The organism is Tenacibaculum singaporense, assembly GCF_003867015.1.
Taxonomy (GTDB): Bacteria; Bacteroidota; Bacteroidia; order Flavobacteriales; family Flavobacteriaceae; genus Polaribacter; species Polaribacter singaporensis.
This window is the reverse complement of record NZ_CP032548.1, coordinates 2657101-2679350: the sequence shown is the minus strand read 5'-3', so window position 1 is coordinate 2679350 and position 22250 is coordinate 2657101. Positions and strand designations below refer to the sequence as shown.

17 protein-coding genes are annotated in these 22250 nt (G+C 29.0%); 9 read left to right on the top strand and 8 right to left on the bottom strand.

The window, feature by feature from the left end; all coding sequences use genetic code 11:
• Window positions 1-10: 10 nt before the first annotated feature.
• The 3 genes from D6T69_RS11795 to D6T69_RS11785 all read left to right on the top strand — a co-directional run bounded on the left by D6T69_RS11795 (window position 11) and on the right by D6T69_RS11785 (window position 4435).
• Window positions 11-910: a carboxypeptidase-like regulatory domain-containing protein gene (locus D6T69_RS11795; RefSeq protein WP_125067921.1), complete on the top strand. Its 900-nt coding sequence runs from the start codon at window positions 11-13 to the stop codon at window positions 908-910.
• 39 nt (window positions 911-949) lie between these two features.
• Window positions 950-1435 (top strand): ABC transporter ATPase, encoded by a 486-nt coding sequence (locus tag D6T69_RS11790; protein ID WP_125067920.1) that lies wholly within the window; start codon window positions 950-952, stop codon window positions 1433-1435.
• A gap of 69 nt (window positions 1436-1504) precedes the next feature.
• Window positions 1505-4435, top strand: a complete 2931-nt coding sequence (locus D6T69_RS11785; protein ID WP_125067919.1) for a glycoside hydrolase family 3 N-terminal domain-containing protein — start codon at window positions 1505-1507, stop codon at window positions 4433-4435.
• Here the strand turns inward: D6T69_RS11785 and D6T69_RS11780 are convergent.
• The 7 genes from D6T69_RS11780 to D6T69_RS11750 all read right to left on the bottom strand — a co-directional run bounded on the left by D6T69_RS11780 (window position 4416) and on the right by D6T69_RS11750 (window position 11926).
• On the bottom strand, window positions 4416-5462 hold the full coding sequence (locus D6T69_RS11780) for a 1-acyl-sn-glycerol-3-phosphate acyltransferase (protein ID WP_125067918.1): 1047 nt from the start codon (window positions 5460-5462) through the stop codon (window positions 4416-4418). The genes D6T69_RS11785 and D6T69_RS11780 overlap by 20 nt on opposite strands.
• A 3-nt stretch (window positions 5463-5465) precedes the next feature.
• Entirely contained in the window at window positions 5466-6377 is a 912-nt protein-coding gene (locus tag D6T69_RS11775) for a bile acid:sodium symporter family protein (RefSeq protein WP_125067917.1), read from the bottom strand.
• Window positions 6361-7002: a DUF4159 domain-containing protein gene (locus tag D6T69_RS11770; protein WP_125067916.1), complete on the bottom strand. Its 642-nt coding sequence runs from the start codon at window positions 7000-7002 to the stop codon at window positions 6361-6363. The genes D6T69_RS11775 and D6T69_RS11770 overlap by 17 nt, the downstream gene beginning before the upstream one ends.
• 523 nt (window positions 7003-7525) lie before the next feature.
• On the bottom strand, window positions 7526-8590 hold the full coding sequence (locus D6T69_RS11765) for a helix-turn-helix domain-containing protein (protein ID WP_125067915.1): 1065 nt from the start codon (window positions 8588-8590) through the stop codon (window positions 7526-7528).
• Between the two features lie 145 nt (window positions 8591-8735).
• Window positions 8736-9446, bottom strand: coding sequence for a 16S rRNA (uracil(1498)-N(3))-methyltransferase (locus tag D6T69_RS11760; protein WP_125067914.1), 711 nt, complete (start codon window positions 9444-9446; stop codon window positions 8736-8738).
• Complete coding sequence (locus D6T69_RS11755; RefSeq protein WP_125067913.1) at window positions 9446-10564, bottom strand: GTP cyclohydrolase; 1119 nt, start codon at window positions 10562-10564, stop codon at window positions 9446-9448. Before D6T69_RS11755 ends, D6T69_RS11760 begins: the two co-directional genes overlap by 1 nt.
• 18 nt (window positions 10565-10582) lie before the next feature.
• Complete coding sequence (locus D6T69_RS11750) at window positions 10583-11926, bottom strand: transporter (RefSeq protein WP_073183214.1); 1344 nt, start codon at window positions 11924-11926, stop codon at window positions 10583-10585.
• Window positions 11927-12065: 139 nt separating this feature from the next.
• On the opposite strand from D6T69_RS11750, the gene D6T69_RS11745 reads away from it, so the two are divergent.
• Window positions 12066-12347 (top strand): DUF4834 family protein, encoded by a 282-nt coding sequence (locus D6T69_RS11745; protein WP_047789655.1) that lies wholly within the window; start codon window positions 12066-12068, stop codon window positions 12345-12347.
• A gap of 2 nt (window positions 12348-12349) precedes the next feature.
• The gene (locus tag D6T69_RS11740; protein WP_125067912.1) at window positions 12350-14743 is read left to right on the top strand and encodes a YfhO family protein; all 2394 of its coding nucleotides are present in this window, start codon (window positions 12350-12352) and stop codon (window positions 14741-14743) included.
• Here D6T69_RS11740 and D6T69_RS11735 read toward each other — a convergent pair.
• The gene (locus tag D6T69_RS11735; protein ID WP_125067911.1) at window positions 14740-16449 is read right to left on the bottom strand and encodes a helix-turn-helix domain-containing protein; all 1710 of its coding nucleotides are present in this window, start codon (window positions 16447-16449) and stop codon (window positions 14740-14742) included. The two genes, D6T69_RS11740 and D6T69_RS11735, sit on opposite strands and share 4 nt — an antisense overlap.
• A gap of 646 nt (window positions 16450-17095) precedes the next feature.
• Between D6T69_RS11735 and D6T69_RS11730 the strand changes: the two genes are divergently transcribed.
• Genes D6T69_RS11730 through D6T69_RS11715 form a run of 4 tightly spaced genes read left to right on the top strand, consistent with a single transcriptional unit; the run spans window position 17096 to window position 22156 of the window.
• Window positions 17096-18280, top strand: a complete 1185-nt coding sequence (locus D6T69_RS11730) for a glycosyltransferase family 4 protein (protein WP_125067910.1) — start codon at window positions 17096-17098, stop codon at window positions 18278-18280.
• A gap of 6 nt (window positions 18281-18286) precedes the next feature.
• A complete protein-coding gene (locus tag D6T69_RS11725) occupies window positions 18287-19567 on the top strand; it encodes a glycosyltransferase (protein WP_125067909.1) in 1281 nt (426 codons plus the stop codon).
• Complete coding sequence (gene wecB, locus D6T69_RS11720) at window positions 19564-20649, top strand: non-hydrolyzing UDP-N-acetylglucosamine 2-epimerase (RefSeq protein WP_125067908.1); 1086 nt, start codon at window positions 19564-19566, stop codon at window positions 20647-20649. Before D6T69_RS11725 ends, wecB begins: the two co-directional genes overlap by 4 nt.
• 1 nt (window position 20650) lies before the next feature.
• Window positions 20651-22156: a lipopolysaccharide biosynthesis protein gene (locus D6T69_RS11715; protein WP_125067907.1), complete on the top strand. Its 1506-nt coding sequence runs from the start codon at window positions 20651-20653 to the stop codon at window positions 22154-22156.
• The last annotated feature ends 94 nt before the right edge of the window (window positions 22157-22250 follow it).

The following is a 22250-nucleotide window of genomic DNA, read 5'->3' as shown; positions in this document are numbered from 1 at the left end:
AAATTAAGTTATGAGAGTTTTTCTTTTTCTATGTTTTGTAAGTATTACAGCATTTTCACAAACAGTAGTTTTAAAAAATAAAGTAATAGATGCATATACAAATGATCCTGTTGCTTATGCGAATATTAGTTTTTTAAATGAAAATGTAGGGGTGTCTTCCGATGAAAATGGTCACTTTTCATTACAGATCAATAAAAAAATATTGAAAAGTAAAGTACATGTTTCTTGTTTGAATTATAAAGACACTGTTGTATTAGCATCGGTTTTACAGAGTGAATCTCTTAAACTTCAACCAAAATTATATGAGCTAGAGGAAGTAATAATTTCAAAAAAAGCGGATAGAGAGTTAGTTGTTGATGAGTACAAAAGAAGAGATATAAAAGCTAGTTTTGGAGGAAGAAAAGGATCACCTTGGATAGTAACCAAGTATTTTCCTTATAAAAGTGAATATAAAAATTTCCCTTTTTTAAAGAGTGTAACGATTTATTTTACAAGTTTTCTTTCTAGAAAGAAAGCAAAATTTAGGGTTCGTTTCTTTAAAGTTGATGAAAAAACAGGTAAACCATCAGAAGATATACTAAAAGAAAGTTTAATTGTTGATGTAAAAAAGACAAATGGGAAGACTGAAGTTGATGTATCTAAGTTTAATATAGAATTTCCAAAAGAAGGTTTTTTTGTAGGATTAGAAAGAATACATATACCATATAATTTTCATAAAATAAAATACACTAAGCAAGGGAGTAGAAAAAAGTATAAAGATACTATAGTTGCCCCAGATTTTGGGGCAATATACACGAAAGATTCAACTTGGGTAAAATCAAGTGGAAAATGGGTAAAACACTATTTTCCCCAAGAATTTTATAAAGGAAATGCGCTAAAACCAGCAATTTCCGTAACTTTGAGTAACTAAGAAATTACATATTCAAAAACTTAAATATAAAGAACAACAATGTTTACAGAATATAAAAAACTACCTCAAAACTCAAGAGTTTGGGTGTATCAATCAGATAGAGAGTTTACACAAGAAGAAATAGAATTAATCAGTGCAAAAGCATTGCTTTTTATTGATAATTGGACGCGTCATGGAGACGATTTAAAAGGATCATTCACTATTAAGTACAATCAATTTTTGGTGTTGGGTGTAGATGAGAACTTTAATAATGTTTCAGGATGCTCAATAGATGCTTCTGTACGTTTTATTCAAGAGTTAGAAAAAGAGTTAGAATTAGATTTAATGGATAAAATGAATATTTCTTTTAAAGATGGAGATAATATTAATATCGTAAAACTACCAGAGTTCCAAAATTTTGCCAAAGAACAAAAAATAACCGCTAAAACGGTTGTTTTTAATAATATGATAAATACTAAAGAAGATTTTGAAACAAAATGGGAAGTGCCAGCAAACCAGAGTTGGCATGCACGATTTTTGGTATAACTATTGATTTTATAAAAAAAGATGTTAAAGCCTTACATGTTTTTTGTAAGGCTTGTTAAGGGATAATATATGAAAAGAAAAGTATTAACATTACTAACGTTTGTTTTTATACAAATAATTCAAGCCCAAGTCCAAGGAGTAAACCCTTTATTGGCAAAAGATTCTATAACACAAAATGTATGGGTAGATAGTATCATGAAAACTATGTCTGTTGATGAAAAAATAGGACAGTTGTTTATGATACAAGCATATTCAAATAAAGATAAAAAACACGAAGATTTTATTTCTAATATGGTTACAAAATACCATGTAGGAAATATTATTTTTATGCAAGGAACACCTGATAAACAAGTAGTTTTAAACAATAAATATCAAGAATTAGCAAAAATACCTTTAATGGTTGGTTTTGATGGCGAATGGGGCTTGGATATGCGTTTGAAAAACACGTATCGTTTTCCTTGGAACATGACATTAGGGGCTATTCAGGACACGGTTTTACTTCAGGAAGTGGGTAAAAGAATTGGAGAACACTGTAAGCGAGTCGGAATTCATGTGAATTTCGCTCCAGTGGTAGATGTAAATACTAATCCTAATAACCCTATTATAGGAAACCGTTCTTTTGGAGAAAGTAAAGAAAACGTAGCAGAAAAATCAATAGCATTTACTAAAGGAATGCAAGGAGTAGGGGTGTTAGCAAATGCAAAACACTTTCCAGGACACGGAGATACGGAAGCAGATTCGCATCACACATTGCCAACAATTAATTTTAGCAAGCAACGACTAGATTCAATAGAGTTATATCCATTCAAAAAAATATTTGGAGCAGGTGTAGGAAGTGTAATGACAGCACACTTGAGTATTCCAGCTTTAGAAACAAATCCAAAATTACCATCATCATTATCAAAAAGTGTTGTAACTAATCTGTTACAAGACCAATTAGGTTTTAAAGGGTTAGTTATCACGGATGGTTTGAATATGAAAGGAGCTGCAAATTATTCAACACCAGCAGAAATAGACTTAGCGGCTATTTTAGCAGGAAACGATATGTTATTAATTCCTCAAGATGTTCCTGGGTCAATTAGGTTGATTAAGAAAGCCTTAGTAGAAGGAAAATTAACGGAAGAGCGATTAAATCACTCAGTTAAAAAGATTTTAAAGGCAAAATACTTAGTAGGATTAAATAAGTATAAGCCTATTGCTACAGAAAATGTGGTAAAAGATATAAATAGTCCTTATGATGAGGTTTTACACCGCAAATTGATAAAGAATTCTATTACAGTTTTGAAAAACGAAGGAGGAATTTTACCGATTAAAAATCTTAAAGATAAGAAAATCGCTTATGTTTCTTTGGGAAGTGATAGTGGTTCAGATTTCTATGAAATGCTTAAAAACTATACGAAAGTAGATAAGGTTTCTGATAAGCATTTAAGTGTATTAAACAAGAAGTTAGAAAAGTATAATCTTATAGTTATAGGGTTTCATAAATCAAATAAAAATCCTTGGAAAGGTTATAAGTTTTCTAATAAAGATCTTGTATGGTTACAAGAAATAGCAAGGAATCATAAAGTTATTTTAGATGTTTTTGCTAGTCCATATAGTTTACTTCAAGTTTCTTCTTTTTCTAACATAGAAGGAATTGTGATGTCATATCAAAATAGTAAGTTAGCGCAAGAGCTCTCAGCACAAGCTCTTTTTGGAGCTTTCGATCTAAAAGGAAAATTACCAGTATCTATACAAAATGAGTTTAAAGTAGGGCATGGGCTATTGGTAGATGGGTTAGATGTATTACAATATACAATTCCTGAAGAGGCTGGAGTTTCATCAGAAAAGCTTTCAATTATAGATAAGAGAATTGATACTATTTTACAAGAGAAGATGTCTCCAGGAGGACAAATTTTAGTTGCTAAAGATGGAATGGTAATTTATAATAAGAGCTTTGGATATCATACTTTAGATAAAAAGCTACCTGTTAAAAATTCTGATATTTATGATTTAGCTTCTTTAACCAAAATATTGGCATCATTACCCATGATAATGAAAGCTGAAGAAGAAAGAAAAATTAGTTTATTCTCAAATTTGGGAGATATTTTACCAAGATATAGTAAGTCAAATAAAGATACTTTATTGTTAAAAGAGGTATTATCTCATTATGGACGTTTACGTTCTTGGATTCCTTTTTATTTACATACAAAAGATAGCATAACAGGAGAAAACTCTACAAAATTCTACAGGAAAAAACGTACACCTAAGTTTAGTATAAAAGTAGCTAAAAATTTATACTTAGCTAAAGAATATAAAGATTCGATATATAAACAGATAGTAGATTCGGAGCAACGTAAAAGAATAGGGTATAAGTATAGTGATTTAGGTTATTATATTTTTAAAGAGATTTTAGAAAGAAAGTATAAAAGACCGTTAAACAAACTAGTAGAAGAGCAGTTTTACCAATCTATTGGAGCCAATAGAATGACCTATTTACCTCTGAACAAGTTTTCAAAAGAAGAAATAGTTCCAACAGAAAGAGATAACTATTTTAGGCATCAGTTAGTTCATGGTTATGTTCATGATATGGGAGCAGCAATGCTAGGTGGTGTAGGTGGACATGCTGGTTTGTTTGCAAATGCAAATGATGTAGCTAAAATTATGCAAATGTTTTTACAAGATGGTTCTTATGGAGGAAAGAAGTATTTAGAACCAGAAACCGTGCACAAGTTTAATAAACGTTATTACGAAAATAAAAAAGTACGTAGAGGTTTAGGTTTTGACAAACCACAATTAAACCCTAAGGTAAAAGCTACTTGTGGTTGTGTGTCGGATGTAAGTTTTGGACATAGTGGTTTTACTGGAACATATACTTGGGCAGATCCTGCAACAGGTGTAGTATACGTGTTTTTATCAAACAGAATTTATCCAACAATGAGAAATTATGGTTTAGTAAAAAGTAATATACGTACCAAAATTCAACAAGATATTCAAGATGCTATTTTGATGGCGGAGTAGGTGATAATTTGGTATATAAAAGAATAAGTAAAAAGGAAGTGAAAAAGTAGATTAAAGCCATTTTCCAACCCCAAAATATATATATTATCCAACTTTGTATACAATAAAAGAAAGGAAATAAAATAGCATTTACACCAAACCTAAAGGTATCTATAAACTCTACTTCATCGATTTTTCTGCTTAAAAATTTCCAAAGTGAATATGGAATTAAACTATTTAAAACAATTAATAAAAATAAAGGAAGAGTGTAGTTAATACTACGCTTTTTTTGTACAAGTATTTTTTTATTTCTTATAAGACTGTTTACTTCATTAACTTTAGTAAAATCTACTTGAGCATTATTTAAATTAGCTAAGGTAGTTTCATAACTTTCATTTTGTTCTATATGAACAGATAAGTTTTCTAATTGATTTGAAACAAGCTCTTTTATGTGTTTTACAGATTTATTTATGTTTTGTCTGTCGTAATAATCGTTAGCCAAAATTGGAGAACCAAAATGGATAGCAGTTTTTGAAGGGTAGCTAGATACGTTTTGATATGTAATTCCTACAGGAATAATATTGATTCGAGTGTCAGGGAAATTATCTAAAGTTTTAAAAATAATTCTTGTAAAGCCTTTACTAAGTGGTCTAATTGCTCTGTCTTTTTTGTGTGTTCCTTCAGGGAAGATTAGTAAAGTTTTATTATTTTTTAGAAGGAGCTGACACTTATTAAAAATTTCTTCATTCTTACTAAGTTGCTGTACACCGTCTCTAATACGATAAATAGGCATCATTCCAAGCGAGTTGAAAAACTTAGCAATAATAGGGTTGTTAAATACAGCTGCACGCACTAAAAAGTTTGTTCTCCTTTTTATATGTGTAGCTATAAGTATAGGATCAATTAAGCCGTTTGGGTGATTAGCTGTAAAGATTACGGCTTCTTTTTTGGGAATATGCTCACTTCCAATAATCGTTGTCTTTTTAGAGTAAAAGAATAAGCCAGTTTTTACAAAAGCTTTAAAAAAGTAGTACAACAGTGTTTTCATGTATTATTTATTTCTTCCCCAGTAAGTAGCTAACATCATTCCTGAAAAAATATCCCAAACACCCCAAAATGCAGCAAGAAGGGCCATTCCTCCTAGTCCATCAAAAAAGCTAAAAATAAGTAGTAACCCTAAACCACCATTTTGTATTCCTGTTTCCATAGAAATAGTTTTAGAGTCCTTTTTATTTAATTTAAAAGATTTAGCAGTTACATAACCTATAATAAACGCATAAATATTATGAAATATTACAAGAAATAAAACTAGATGTATATAGTCTTTAAAAACATCAGCGTTATCATAAAGGGCTATTACAATTAATAAAAGGAAAAAGAAAATAGAAAATGGACGTAAAAGTTTATTGATTTTTTTAGCCATTTCATGATGATAGTGATTAACTAACATTCCTAAAACTATCGGAATTCCTAAAATAAGAAGGGCAAGTTTAAAAAGTTCAAAAGGGTTTAAGGAAACACTTTTTAAAATCTCGTTAGTAGGCCCATATAAACTACCCCATAATTGTAAGTTTAACGGGGTCATTACTAAACAAATTATCGTTGAAAAAGCTGTTAAACTAACAGATAAAGCAGCGTTACCTTTTGCCATTTTACTAAAAAAGTTAGAAACATTTCCTCCAGGACAAGCAGCAATCATAATCATGCCTAAAGCAAAACTAGGGTATGGGTTAATAATATTGATAAGAATAAAGGTTAAAAAAGGAAGTAAAATAAACTGAGATAATAATCCGACAAATAATATTTTAGGTTTATTAATAAGTCTTTTAAAATCCTCTACCTTCATATCTAGAGCAATACCAAACATAATGATAGCTAGAGCAACATTAAGCATCCATAAAGCTTCAGTATCAAAATTAATCTTAATACTATCAATTTGTAAAGTGTTAATGTTTAAAAGCATATTCTATTATGTTGGCTCCCATTTGTAGAGCTTTTATTCTAGTTTCTTTTGGATTGTTATGTACGGCAGTATCTTCCCATCCATCACTTAAATCACTTTCGTAATCATAAAAAACTATAAGTCTACCTTCATAGAACAAACCAAAACCTTGAGGAGGTTTTTTATCATGTTCGTGAATTTTTGGCAAGCCTTTAGGAAAGGAAAAAGTTTGATGATAAATAGGGTGGTTGTTGGGAATTTCTTGAAGTTGTAATTCAGGAAAAACTTTTTTTAATTCTCTTCGTATGTATTTATCAAGACCATAATTATCTGATACATGTAAAAAGCCTCCTGAAATAAGGTAACTTCTTAGTATTGAGATTTCGTCATTTGTAAACAAAATATTACCATGTCCAGTAATGAAAACTATTGGATAGTCAAAGATTGTCTCGTCGTCAAGCGTAATGTTTTGTATGTTTTTATCAATCTGGGTTTTCGTGTTTAAGTTAGTAAACTTTACAAGGTTAGGTAAAGCTGTAGGATTTGCATACCAATCACCACCTCCTTTATATTGTATAACAGCTATTTCTTGAGAAGAAATATTTAGACTTAATAGAAAAATAAAAAGCAGGGTGAGGTTTTTCATGAATTAACTTGAATTTAAAAGCAATATAGTAAAACAACAATAAAAAACACCAACAAATTTGTTGGTGTTTTTTTCCCCTTAAAAAATAAATTATGCTTTTAATTTGAAAATCCCCAATTTTTCAAAAAGCGTTTTTATTCTATGCGATAAAAATATCGTAAGCTTTTAAATCTGTGGTTCAATTACGTCCAAAAAGGTGTTTTAAAACCAACTTTTTATAAAAAGCATGATTATCAATGTTTTATAAGTAGTTTTGTTTGGCAGGTAAAAGGTAAAAAACACCAATATTAATATTGGTGTTTTTAAGCTATAGCTCTTCCTTTTTCGTATTGAGAATAAGCGTTCTCAATAATTTTATTAGAAACCTTAATTATAAATTGAAAACCCCTTCAACTATTTTCAATTACTAATTTTTTAATTTCATTAAGTAAATATACTTTAGAATAAGGAGTTAAAGGTTCGAAAACATCCAAAATGGACGTTTTCGAACTGTCTTTTTATAAAAAGACAGTGGATTTTAATTTTAAACGGCTAGTGATAAGCTTTTGAATTGAACAGGAGTGTGTCCAGTATGCTTTTTGAAAACTGTATAGAATGTAGATTTAGAATTGAATCCAGACTCAAGTCCTATAGAAGTTATTGTATAACTAGTATAGTCGGGGTCTAATAAAAGTGTTTTAGCTAAATCTATTCTCATTTCATTTAAGTAATCTGTAAAAGATTTTTTAGCAATATTATTAATAATAAGAGAAAGTGTGCTAGAACTTAGCTCTGTGTCTTTTGATAGATCTTGTAGAGTATATTTGTTAAGTAAAAATTTCTTTTTAGATCTAATGAACTTATCTATTTCTATAAATTGTTCTTTTTGTTTTTCTACTTGATTTTTAGAGAAGTTTTTTTCAGTGTTCAAATTAATTGTATCAACACTAAAATCACCATTTAAATCAATTAAAAGTGACTCTCTAATTCTTTCACGCTCCTTTAATACACGAATTTGTTTTAGCCCTTGGTAACCTAACCAATAAATTAAGACGGTAGTATAAACTCTTAAAGGATAATAAGAGAATAAGAAACCAGTGAAGTTCATTTTTACTTTAACAATTAAAGCTAAAATCCAAAGAGCATACCCAATTGAAGTTAAAATGAAGAATGTATAAATCCATCTAAGATTATCAAAAGATAGAATTTTAGGAAACAATTTTTCTTTTTTGTATAAAATGTAAAATGAATAAACAAAAATACTTAGTGAAGTAACTAAACTAAAAATCTCTTCAATAGAAGTATACCGTTCATAAATAAAATTTAGGTACTCTCTAGATGCTGAATCGCTGTAGTAAAGAACAAAACTAATTTGACCTATAACAAGAATTAAAAAGAGAGGTATTATAATCTTTAATATTTTGTACGACTTTTCAGCAAGGTTTAAATAATGAATTAAAAACATGTACAAAAAAGGCATTGCTAAAAAGTGCCAAGGCACTTGTACATAGTCTAAAGCAAATTTATGTTGAACGAGCTCTTTTTCTAAAGCCCAAGATTGTATGTTATTTAATGATATTGCAAGTATTAATAAGTTTAGGTATATCATACTTTTTTCTCGTCCATTTTTAGAACAAAAAAGTATTATACTAAAAGCAAAACCATGAATGGCACTAATTAACAAAAAGAGATTAAAAAAATCTGCTGTAGTCAAAATAAAACACTTTAAAAGAGCTAAATATACGAAAAATGAATTATTGATGTAAATAGGATATGCTTTGAACTACATTTAAGCCTGCGGTTTCTGTTCTAAGTCTATTCTTTCCTAAAGAAATAGGGATGAATTTCTTGTTTAATGACTCTTGTATTTCTTCAGGAGAAAAATCACCTTCGGGTCCAATAAGCACGGTATATTTTGATGTTAGAGAAGCAACGTTTTTTAAAAACTTTTTTTCAGTATCATTTTCACAATGAGCAATAAAAATTTCTTCTGAAAAATCATTTTTTATGAAGTTAGAAAAATTTATTGGAGGGTTAAGTTTAGGCAATGTAAATTGTAGTGATTGTTTCATTGCAGATTGTATAATTCTTTCTAAACGGTCAACTTTTACAACTTTTCTTTCTGAGTTTTTACAAATAATAGGGGTTATTTCATCAATACCAATTTCTGTAGCTTTTTCCAAAAACCATTCTAAGCGATCGTTGTTTTTCGTAGGTGCTATAGCTACGTGTAAATAATAATCTCTTGTACTAGGTTTTTCTTCGTATTTAATAATTTTGGCAATACACTTTTTATCATTTCCAATAATTATTTCAGCAAAAAAAAGAATACCATTTCCATTAGTGATATGCAATATATCTCCTTCTTTTTTCCGCAAAACACGAATTATATGACGACTTTCATCTTTGTTGAAAGTAATTTCTTTTGAAGTGATTAATAAATCCGGATTATAAAAAAGTTGCATTATAAATCGAGTTTGTATGTTCTTCTTCTTTTGTGAATTTTAGGACTAAAATCTTTCCAAATTTGATGAATTGCATGATTTTCTTCAAGTTCAGGTGTTCTAATACAGTTTTGAATTCCTTTAGCCAAAAATATAGGATGAAATTGCTCAAAAATAATGGCTGTAACTCCTTTGTTTTGATATTCGGGATCAACTCCAATTAAATAAAAAGTAACATCTTTAGAGTTTTTTCTTGCATTCAACAAGTGGAAAATTCCGAAAGGAAAAAGTTTTCCTTTTGCTTTTTGTAAAGCTTTAGAAAAAGAAGGCATAACAATAGCAAATGCGACTAGTTTATGATTTTCGTCAACAACAAATTTTATATACTCAGGGTTTATAAAGCTTATATATTTCTTTTTAAAATAAGCTATTTGAGCATCTGAAATAGGCACATAAGTTGATAATTTGGAATATGTTTTACTAAACAAGTTAAACATTTCATCAACATAAGGCATAATTTTATCTGTAGAAGTAAAGTTTAAAGGAGTTAAGTTGTATCTCCTTTGAATTATATTACTAGCCTTTCTATATTTCTTAATATCAACGTTACTGAAAGAGAATATACTTTCGATGTATTCTTTTTCTTTTGTAAACCCTAAATACTCTAGGTGTTTCGCATAATAAGGATGATTGTACCATGTAATCATAGTTCCAATGTGGTCAAACCCTTCAATAAGAACTCCTGTTTTATCTAAATTATTAAAACCAACAGGACCTTCTATGTATTCTAAGTTATTTTCGCGACCTATTTCAGCAACTTTATTTAGTAAAGCTTTAGATACTTCAATATTATCAATAACATCAAACCAGCCAAAACGTATTTTTTTTATATGCTGCTTTTCTACTTCATAAGAATTGATAATAGCTACAACTCTACCAACTATTTCATTGTTTTTTAATGCTAAGAAAAAACGAGCTTTGGCATGTTCAAAAACAGGATTTTTATTTTTGTCAAAGCTTTCAATTTCACCCTTAATAATAGGAGGAACCCAGTACTTATTGTTTTTATAAAGAGAAAAAGGAAACTTAACAAATTGTTTCATTCCCTTTTTGGTAGTTATTTCTTTAATTTGAATCATTTTACAAATTTAAGGCTTTTAATTATCCTCCTTTTCTTTTTCCTTTTCTTTCTCTTGTTGTTCTTCTTTTTTAATTTCTTCTTCTAGCTTTTTTATTTCTTTTTCAAGCTTTAAACGTTCTTTTTCTTTACGCTTAGCCTCTTTTTCTTCTTCTTTTTTAATTTGTTTCTCAAGTTTTAAGCGTTCTTTTTCTTTACGCCTCGCTTCTTTTTCGGCTTTCTTCTTAGCTTTTTTAGCAGCTTTTCTTTCTTCTTTAGCTGTTTTTTTCTTTTGTTTTTTATCTTCTTTAACAATCATATCAACCAAAGACCCTTGGCGTTCTCTCTTAGGTTTTTCGTTTAAAAGCTCTCCATTACCTGAGTCATTATCTAAATCAACTTTTCTCTTCTCTTTTTTAGAAAATAGTTTTCCTACTTTACTAAACATTCGACCAAAGAAATTCCTATTCTCGTCATACTTAACAGGTTTTTCTTCTTCAATCTTGTTTCCAAATTCATCTATTTCAACAAAATCGTCTTTATGTCTATTAAGTCTGTATGATACTCCTAAAGAACTATATATACCAATTTCATCTTGTTGTAAGTTTGCCCTTAAAGAAGCATTGAACTGTAAGTTTTCACTAAAAAGATAGGCGGCACCTGCTCCTATATTAGTTTTTTTCTCATATTCTTCAAAAATACCTTGTATTTCAGCAAAACCAGACCAATAATCATTAAAGTTATAGGTACCCGTTACTATGTAAGAAAGTTGAGAAAAATCAGTTCCAATATAATCATAATGTAGGTTAGTAATTACATTTAATTTGTCAGAAAATTCATTTTGTAATAAAATACCAACTTTAGGACTAAACCCACCTCTTTCATGATAATCAGTTAAAAAACTTCCAATATTTATACCAGCAGAAACACCAATGTGTGGTATCCACCTTTTCCAGTCGAAAGAATGTCTTTTTTTCCAACTTCTTATTTCTTTGCTCTTATCATCATATTTAGGAGCATAAATCAAATATTTTGCACCTAGACTAAATTGACTTAACCCTGTTTTATTATATGATGACTCAAAAATGTTTTTAAATGCTATTTTATCTCTTTGTAAAGAAGTATTAAAGTTTACTTCTAATTTTTCAGAAATAAAGCTGGTTCTAAAAAACAAGTTTAATCCTAAGGCTTCAGGATTGCTAAAAGTTGGTGTAGCATTCATTTTTCTATAAAAAATACTTGTTTCGAACTGATAAACACCCGAGCCAACACTATAAGGGCTTTCAGAAAAACCTGGCTTATTTGAATTTATAACAGGTGTATATTGCGCGTTAGTAGTTAGAATAGAGCAAAAAACAAAAAGGATAAGAAGTTTCTTAATCATATAATAAATCCAAATTTTCAGGTTGTACAAACATACGTAAAAATACAATTACCTATATAATATAAGTTTTGTAAACTCTTAACGCTTCCTTTTGCTTCAAATTGTTATTTTTGATTGATTTTTTTATTTTAAGAAAAAGATGACTTATTTAAATGAAGCTGGACCTGTGAATTTTTTAAAAACCATATTAATTATTCTGTTAGTTTATTACGTTATTAAGTTTTTAGCGAAACTTTTTGGACCATACTTAATAAAAAAAGCAGTAGACAAAGTACAAAAGAAAGCTGAACAACAGTATAGAAACCAACAACAAGCATCTGATGTTGAAGTAGGAAAAACTGTTATTGATAAAAAGCCAAGTAATTCTAAAGAAAGTAATAATTCTGTTGGCGAGTACGTTGACTATGAAGAAATAGACTAACCATGAACTTAAAGAAATTTTTACCGTTTGCAATAGCAATTATTGTTTTTGCAATAGCATCTGTATTGTATTTTAACCCGGTTTTAAGCGGAAAACAAATTAAACAAAGTGACATTACTCAGTTTATAGGAATGTCAAAAGATGTAAAAGAATACAGAGCTGAAAAAGGAGAAGAGCCTTATTGGTTAGATAATGCTTTTAGTGGAATGCCAGCATATCAGGTAAGTGCTTATTATCCGAATGACTTTGTACGTTATGTTGATAAAGTTATTCGCTTTTTACCTAGACCTGCGGATTATCTTTTCTTATATTTTTTAAGTTTTTTCTTATTATTAACTGCCTTAAAAGTTGATTGGAAACTAGCTGTTTTAGGAAGTTTGTCCTTTGGGTTTTCTACCTATCTGATAATTATTTTTGGAGCAGGACACAATGCGAAAGCACATGCTATAGGTTATATGCCAATGGTGATTGCAGGAGTAATTTATATTTTTAGAAAAAGATATTTACTTGGGTTTATTTTAACGGCTTTAGCAATGGCTTTAGAAGTTTATTCAAATCATCCACAGATGACTTATTATTTAGGATTTTGTTTGTTGATTTTGGTAATTGTTGAAGGTGTTGAAGCTTTTAAATCGAGAACATTACCTGTGTTTTTTAAACAATCAGCTATTTTGGTTGCAGCAATGTTAATTGGTATTGGAGCTAATTCTACTAGGTTGTTAGCAATGAAAGAGTATGCTGATTATAGTACGAGAGGAAAATCAGAACTAACAATTAACCCTGATGGAACATCAAAAGAAAAGTCTACTGGGTTAGGTAAGGAGTATATAACTGAATATAGCTATGGAATAGCCGAAACATTTAACTTGATGATTCCTCGTTTTATGGGAGGAGGAACAGTTGAAGAGTTGGGAGAAGACTCAAACTTTTATCAAGTTTTAGAGCAAAATGCTGGTAGAAGTGTAGCAAAAGAGTATTCTAGTCAAGTGTTGACTTATTGGGGGAAACAACCTATTGTTGAAGCACCAGCTTATATTGGTGCGATAGTTTTTTTCTTATTCTTTTTAGGAATTTTCCTAGTAAAAGGACGATTAAAATATTGGTTGGTGGCAGCTACCATTTTTTCTATCGTATTAAGTTGGGGTAAAAACTTTTCTATAATAACGAACTTCTTTATCGACTATATACCTTTATATAATAAATTTAGAGCAGTTTCGTCTATTCAAGTAATAGCAGAATTATGTGTTCCATTGTTAGGAATTCTGGCATTAAAAGAATTTTTCTCTTCTGAGAATTCTTCCGAAGAAAAAGAAAATGCAGTAAAGAAAGCTTTTTACATTGTCGGAGGTATTTCTTTATTGTTCTTATTGTTTGGATCTAGTTTGTTCGCTTTTGAAGGATTACGTGATGCACAATATCAGCAACTTCCAGAGTTAATTGATGCTTTAATTGCAGATAGAAAATCAATGTTATTTAACGATAGTTTACGTTCTCTTTTATTGGTTTTAGCTGTTGCAGGAATGTTGTGGTTTTATTTGAAAGGAAAATTTAAGCAAGTACCTGTGTTAATTGTATTGGGAGGATTAATAATTTTTGATTTAGTCTCAATAGATGCTAATTATGTTAACAAGGAAGATTTCACTTCAGCTAGAAGAGTACAAAAACCATTTACAGCAACAAAAGCTGATGCAGAAATTTTAAAGGATAAAGGATATTATAGAGTTGTTAATTTTAGCGTAAGTCCTATGCAAGACGGTAGAACTTCTTATTTTCACAATTCGATAGGAGGGTACCATGCTGCCAAGATGAAACGTTATCAAGAGTTGTTTGATTATCAAATAGCTAAAAATAATATGGAAGTGCTAAATATGTTAAATACTAAGTACTTTATTATTAGCGATGAACAATTTCAAGAGAATCCAGAAGCTAATGGGAATGCATGGTTTGTAAACTCATTAAAAAAAGTATCTTCAGCTAATGAAGAAATTATAGCATTAGATAGTTTGAATACTAAATCAGAAGCGGTTATAAACTCAAACGAGTTTAATCTAAAAGCCGATGTGTTTCAAAAAGATTCAATTGCTACAATTAATCTAGTAAAGAAAGATCTTACTGAATTGATATACGAAGCAAGCACAACTTCAGAACAATTTGCTGTATTTTCTGAAATCTATTACAAAGATGGATGGAACGCATATATTGATGGAGAAAGTGTGCCATATTATAGAGTAAACTATGTTTTAAGAGGATTAGAAGTTCCTGTAGGAAAACATAAAATAACTTTTAAATATGAGCCTGCAGTAATTAAAACAGGAAGTTCATTGTCTTTACTTTGTTATGCTTTTCTATTCATAATACCTATTGGTTGGTTTGTTATAAAAAAGAAGAAGAACTAGTTTTCAATATCTTTTAAGAAGGCAGAAGGGGTTATACCAATATGTTTTTTAAACGCTCTTGTAAAAGCAGATGCGTTGGTGTAACCTATTTCTTCAGCTATGGCTTGTATAGAATATTTTCTAAAGTTTTTATCTGTCTTTAGTTTTTCTACTACATAATTAATTTTAAGCTTAGTACAATACTGTTTAAAAGACTCTTCATGATGTTTGTTAAAAACAAATGAAATATAAGTAGTGTTGGTTTCTAATTTATCAGCAATATAGTTGATTGAAAACTCAGGTTTTAGAAAATCTGAGTTTTTAGTTACGTTTTTAAATTCGTCAAGAATTTTAGTTTCTAAAGCTTCATCAATATTATATTCTTTTTTTTCTATTTCAGCAGGCTTGTTTTTATTCATTATCAAAATAAGTTCTTTTTTCTTTTCTTTCTCTTTTCTTATGAGGTAAAAAGTAATAATGAAAAAAGTTAGTAGTAAGATGATAAAAGATATAATAAGATTACGTTGTTTTGTAGCTTCTCTTTCTTCTATTGTTTTATTGAGCTGTTGAGCTTGCTCAAAGTTGTTATTATAAAATAAATTAAATGTTTTATCCTTAGAGCTTTTTGCTAAATTATACTGGTCTAAAGTAAGTTTAGAGTATTTGTAAGCACTGTCTAATTTGTTTAAGTTGTTATATTCCTTAGAAAGTATGTCGTAAATAGTAATTAGTTTGCTTGTTTCACATTTCTCTTGATTTTTTAAAAACTTGTTTGAGTAGTAAATAGTAGAATCAGATTTTTTCAAGTTGTGAAAACAAATAGCTTTCTGAAAATATTCTCTATGAAAATAAGGGTAACCATTACTTATGTTTTTATAATTATTAATTAAATCAACTGCTTTAGAAAATTCTTTTCTGGCAATTAATACTTCAGTTTTTCTTAAATTATAAATAATCTCAGAATCTTCATGAGGAGGATTAAAAAGCTTAGTTATTTCAAAGGCCTTGTCATAATAATAAGAAGCTGAATCAAGATAAGATTTATTATGATTTTTATTTTGAATGTCAGTTCTATTAATTGATAAGTATGCATTTCCTAGAGAATTGAGAAGGTCAGCTTTTTGTTGTAAAAAACGATTATCTTTAAGGTTACTAAAAGCTTCAGAATTACTATCGCTGTATGCGCTTAATAAAATCTGCTTAGCTTCAAAATTCATGTTTAAAGCTTGATTTATAATTGCTTTTAATGTTTTGATAATTATTTTATATCTTAAGTATTTTACATCCTTTTTATTAGGATGTTGTTCATTAGAACTTTGCATTTGAATTAAATACTCATATGCTTTAGTATAATCTTCTTGATTTTTTTTAATCCAAAAGAGCCTGTTTAAACCAGATACTTTAGCTTCAAGAAAGGCTTGTTTTTCGTTTGTGGAATTGTTCAAGAAATAGTTGGTTTTTTCTACTAGTCTTAGCGCTGTTTCTTCGGCCTCTTTGTATTTCTTCAGCCTATGGTATGCATAGGCTTCTGCAGAAATACCTATTACTTTTGACAGTTTATTATTAGATTGCTGTAACTTTTTAGAGTAATAGAATAAACTATCATTATTTAAGTTTTTAAAATAATAAACTTTATTTCTATGAATAGAATCTAAATACTTTGTTTGTGAAACGATTTTCTTTGAAAAAGAAAGAGTAACAAATATGATAAGTAAATATCTGGTCATTTTATACAAAAGTCAAAAAAGGGAACATATGCTTTTTACAAAAAGCAATTTTCAGTAATCAAATATAACATTTTTGTTCGTGCTTTTTATAAAATACGACATATAATACTTTTTTAATGGGGAGAACAATGGTATGTTTGCTGTACGTAAAATGTACTAGTAATTGAGTACGAGTTGCTATGGAAAATTAGAAAGTTGAAAGCGAGGAAATAATTTCTTCGCTTTTTTTGTTTTAAAAAAAGGTCTATAAAAATGTATTTTTTTATTCCTGTTACTTCAAATAATAAAATAATAATACATTTGTTGAAAACAAGATTTTACTAATCTGCTGGAGTTATGATTTGACTTAAAATATTTTATACTTTTTGATTTATAATGTAGGAGGATTGTATTATAAATTTGAAAACACAGATTTAGTATTTATCAATAAATAATAAAAATTGCAATTAATTTTAGTAGTAGTTTTCAATTTATATAAAGTATAAGTTGAAAATGATTAAAAAACAAATAAGTAATAATAAAATTACTAATCAGAAGAAATTATGGAGATGATGATAGACGAAAAGAGTAAACAATTAATAATTGAATATATGTTGAGAAAACATAAATTGAAGTATTATATTAATTATACAAAAAAGAGAGGGAGATGAGGATAGGAATGATTTTAGATAAAAGATTCCCTCCAGATCCAAGAGTAGAAAATGAGGCAGTAGAATTAATAAAGTCAGGCCACGAGGTGTTTTTGTTTTGTTTAAGTTATGGTAATGAAAATCTTCAAGAAGTAATTAATGGAATAAAAATAAGAAGATATAAGTCTAACAGATTAGAGTATAAACTATCTGCATTAACTTATACAGTTCCTTTTTATTCTTTGTTAATGAGAAAAAAAATTAAGGATTTTGTATTCAAAAATTCTATTGAAGCTTTTCATATTCATGATATAAGAGTTGCAGAAGCAGTTTTCCTTGTGAATAAAAAATTTCGATTACCAGTTATTTTAGATTTACATGATAACATGCCCGAGGTAATGAAGTTTTACCCACATTTACAAAAAATTCCAGGAAAATATCTAATCTCCCCAAAAAAGTGGAAAAAAAAAGAAGAAGAGTTTATAGAAAAAGCTGATAAAATTATAACTGTATCACAAGAGTTTGTTGATGAAATAATTTTTAGAACTAAAGTAGCCAAAGATAAAGTTGTTCTGGTACCTAATACAATTAGAAAGTCGTTTTATAACTCAGAGGTTGTAAATAAGCAGATAATAGAAAAATATAAAAACAATTTTGTGTTGTTATATTTAGGAGATACACATATTAGAAGAGGTTTATTAACTGCAATTGAAGCTGTAAAACATTTAAAAAAACAAATTTCATCTATAAAACTTGTAATAGTAGGTACCAACACTACAGATACTACATTAAAAGAAAAGGTTAATAAATTAGGTATTCAAGAGTATGTTGATTTTGAAGGTTGGCAAAATGTTTCTTTATTTCCTTCTTATATTAATGCGAGCAGTATTTGCATTTCTCCTTTATACAGAAACATACAACATGATGTTGCTTATGCAAATAAACTCTTTCAGTATATGAGTTTAGGTAAACCTTTGTTAGTAAGTAATGCAACTGCTCAAAAAAAACTAATCACTAATATAAACTCAGGGTTGGTACATGAAGAAAAAAATGTAGAAGATTTTGCAAGAAAAGTAATAAGATTGTATCAAAATGATTCATTAAGGAATGAGTTAGGAGAACATGGAAAAGAATTTGTGCGAAACAAGTTTACATGGGATAAAACATCAAAAGAGTTGATAAACTTGTACAATAACTTATAATATAATTTGAAAGTATTAATAATTACATATTATTGGGTTCCAGCAGGTGGATCAGGAGTACAACGATGGTTAAAGTTTGTTAAATATTTAAGAGACTTTAAAATAGAGCCTGTAATTTTTACGGTAGATGAGGCAAAATACCCAATTACAGATGTATCATTAAAAAAAGATATTCCAAGCGGAATAGAGGTGATTAAAAATCCAATATGGGAGCCTAATAACTTATTGTCTGCTTTTAAGAAGAAAGAAACTAAAACAAGTGCTGGTTTTTTAGACCCGAATCCAAGCGTTATTGGTAGATTGATGCAGTATGTTCGAGCAAATTATTTTATTCCTGATGCACGTAAATTTTGGGTAACACCTTCTGTGAAAAAACTCAAAAAATATTTAAAAGAAAATGCTATTGATGCAATTATAACGACTGGACCGCCACACAGTATACATTTAATAGGATTACAACTAAAAAAAGAATTAGGGGTAAAATGGATAGCTGATTTCCGAGATCCATGGACAGATATAGATTACTTTCATCAATTACCACTCACGCAAAAATCAAAAGCAACACATCACCAATTGGAGCAGGAAGTGTTAAAATATGCAGATGCGACATTAGTGGTAGGTAAAACAATGAAAAGGAACTATGAAAAATTTTCTAATAATATTCACGTTATTACTAATGGTTTTGACACGGAAGGGAATAGAGAAACAAATGTAATGCTTGATAAAAAGTTTTCAATCACTCACATTGGTTTAATGAATGCTGATAGAAACCCAAAAATACTTTGGGAGGCTTTACTTGAGTTAAGTTTAGAAAACAAAGAGTTTGCTAAAGATTTAGAAATAAAACTTATCGGAAAAATAGCTGATGAAGTAACAAGAAGTTTAGCTAAATGTCAGTTTAAAAATATAACTAAGATTGAGTATGTTCCACATAACGAGGCACAACAATATCAAAGAGCATCGCAAGTTTTGTTGCTAGCAGTTAATAAAGTGCTAAGTGCTAAAGGAATTATAACAGGTAAAATTTTTGAATATTTACAAGCAAAACGCCCTATCTTAGCAGTGGGACCTGTTGATGGTGATTTAGCAGAAATACTAGCTAAAACTAACTCAGGAACAATTATTGACTTTGATGATAAAGCTAAAATGAAACAGACAATAAAACAATTGTATTATCAGTATAAAAAAGATGATTTACAAATAGCTTCTGATAATATAGCACAATATCATCGAAAACAATTGACAGAGAAATTATCTATGATACTTAAACAGGTTGTAAATTCTTGAAAAAAATAGTAACTATATTAGGAGCACGTCCTCAATTTGTAAAAGGAGCTGTGCTAAGCAGAGTAATTCAAAAACATACTGAAATAGAAGAAGTAATAGTACACACAGGGCAACATTTTGATGCGAACATGAGTGCTGTTTTTTTTGATGAAATGCAAATACCTAAACCCAAATACAATTTAAATATAAATGGTTTAAGTCATGGTGCTATGACTGGGCAGATGTTAGAAAAAATCGAAGAGATTTTACTAATTGAAAAACCAAATGCAGTAGTTGTTTATGGAGATACAAACTCAACATTAGCAGGAGCTTTAGCAGCTAAAAAACTACATATAAAAGTGGTACATATTGAAGCAGGCTTACGTTCATTTAATATGCAGATGCCTGAAGAGGTCAACCGTATTTTGACTGATAGAATAGGAAACCTTTTAAGTTGTCCGACAGAAATAGCAGTGTCAAATTTGAAGAATGAAGGATTTGATAATTTTGATATTTTTATAGAAAAGCATGGTGATATTATGAAAGATGCTGTAGAATTTTATAGTAAGTCATCAGAAGATAAATCAACTATTATTAAAGACTTAGGTTTAGAGAAAAATAAGTTTGTACTAGCTACAATACATCGTCAAGAAAATACTGATGATAAAGAGAAGTTAACTGGTATTTTTTCTGCTCTTGAAAAAATTAATGCATCTAAAAAAGTAGTACTGCCATTACATCCAAGAACAAAAAAAATGCTTGATCAGTATAAGTTAAAGCCTAATATTACTTTTATTAATCCAGTAGGTTACTTTTCAATGTTAGAACTGTTGAAAAACTGTAGCTTGGTTATTACTGATAGTGGCGGACTACAAAAAGAGGCTTTCTTTAATAAAAAGTTTTGCATCATAGCAAGAGAAGAAACTGAATGGAAAGAATTGGTAGATAATGGTTATGCAGCTATAACTGGAGCTAGTACAGAAAAAATAGAAAGTTATTTTCAACAGTTTTTAAGGACAACAAAAGATTTTAAAGAGCCGTTATATGGAGAGAATGTGGGAGAAAAAATATATCAATCAATACTAAAATTAATAAAAGAATAAATTGGGAATTGTATTTAAACAATCATTTAGAAATACCTTAATAATTTATTTAGGATTTTTAATAGGCGGTATTAATACCTTAGTATTATATACACGATTTTTAGGTGATGAGTATTACGGGTTAGCAACCTATGTGTTTTCTGCTTCAAATTTAATCATGCCCATAACAGCTTTCGGAGTTCATTTTACCATTATCAAGTTTTTTTCAGGGTATACTTCAAAGGTGGAAAAAGATAAGTTCTTAAGCTCTATAATTTTTTTACCATTATTCATAGCAATTCCAATAGGATATTTTTGGAATTTCTTTCATGATTGGATTATGAGCTATGTAGTAGAAAGTGGAGCGAATGAAAATTTAATAATTGAAGACTATACAATTTATATTTACATAATAGCTGTTGCATGTGCTTACTTTGAAGTGTTTTACTCTTGGGCAAGAGTACAAATGCAGTCAGTGTTTGGAAACCTTTTAAAAGAACTATACAATAGATTAGCAGTAATGGTTTTGCTTTTTGCTGTATACTTTAATTTTATAACCAAAGAAGAGTTTTTAATATACATGTCTGCGGCATATATATTTAGAGTGTTGTTAATGATGACTTATGCTTTTCGTTTATACACTCCAAAGTTTACATTCAGTTTACCAAACAACTTTAAAGAAGTTTTACGATATACTTTTTATATAATTTTAGCTGGTAGTGCAGGAGCTATTATATTAGATATAGATAAAGTAATGATACCAGGTAAAGAAGGTCTTGCTACAGCTGCATATTATACGGTAGCTGTGTTTATAGGGTCGTTCATAGAAGCACCAAGCAGAGCTATGGGACAAATTTTACAGCCTTTAACCTCTAAGGCACTTAATGAAAATAATCCTAAAGAAACAGAGAATTTATACAAAAAAAGTTCTATTAATTTATTGTTGATTGGCGGACTGTTTTTTGTCTTAGTAAATTGTAATGTGGAGGAGTTATTCAGGCTGATGCCGAATAAAAACTATGGAAAAGAAGGAGTACTAGTAGTATTATTGATTTCGTCTGCAAAGTTATTTTTAATGTCATTAGGTAGTAATGGTGCTATTATAAGTAATTCTAAATTTTATCGTATTACGTTACCTGTAGGTTTAGGAATGGCCTTTTCTGTATATTTTTTAAATATTTACTTTTTTAATGATTTAGAGATGGGAACAAAAGGATTGGCACTAGCAACACTTATTACAGTTTTAGTGTTTAATACTTTTAAACTATGGTTTGTAAAAGAAAAGTTTAATATGACTCCTTTTACTAATAAAACATTTTTAATGATTCTTATTGTCTTAATTATGTTTTTAGGCTTTAATTTTTGGAATTTCTCTATACCCGAGTTTTATCTTTTTGAGTTCCCAATTCACCCGATAATAAACATTATTTTAAAAAGTATATTAATTATTGTAGTTTATGTTTTTGTGGTAGTAAAATTATCTATTTCTGAACAAATAAATAATTTAGCAAAAAGGTATATAAAATAAAAAGACCTGCACACAAAGGGAACAAGTCTTTTCTTAATAATAAGGGGGAATGAAACATTAAAAGGGGGAAATGCTTCGGCGACAAATATATATA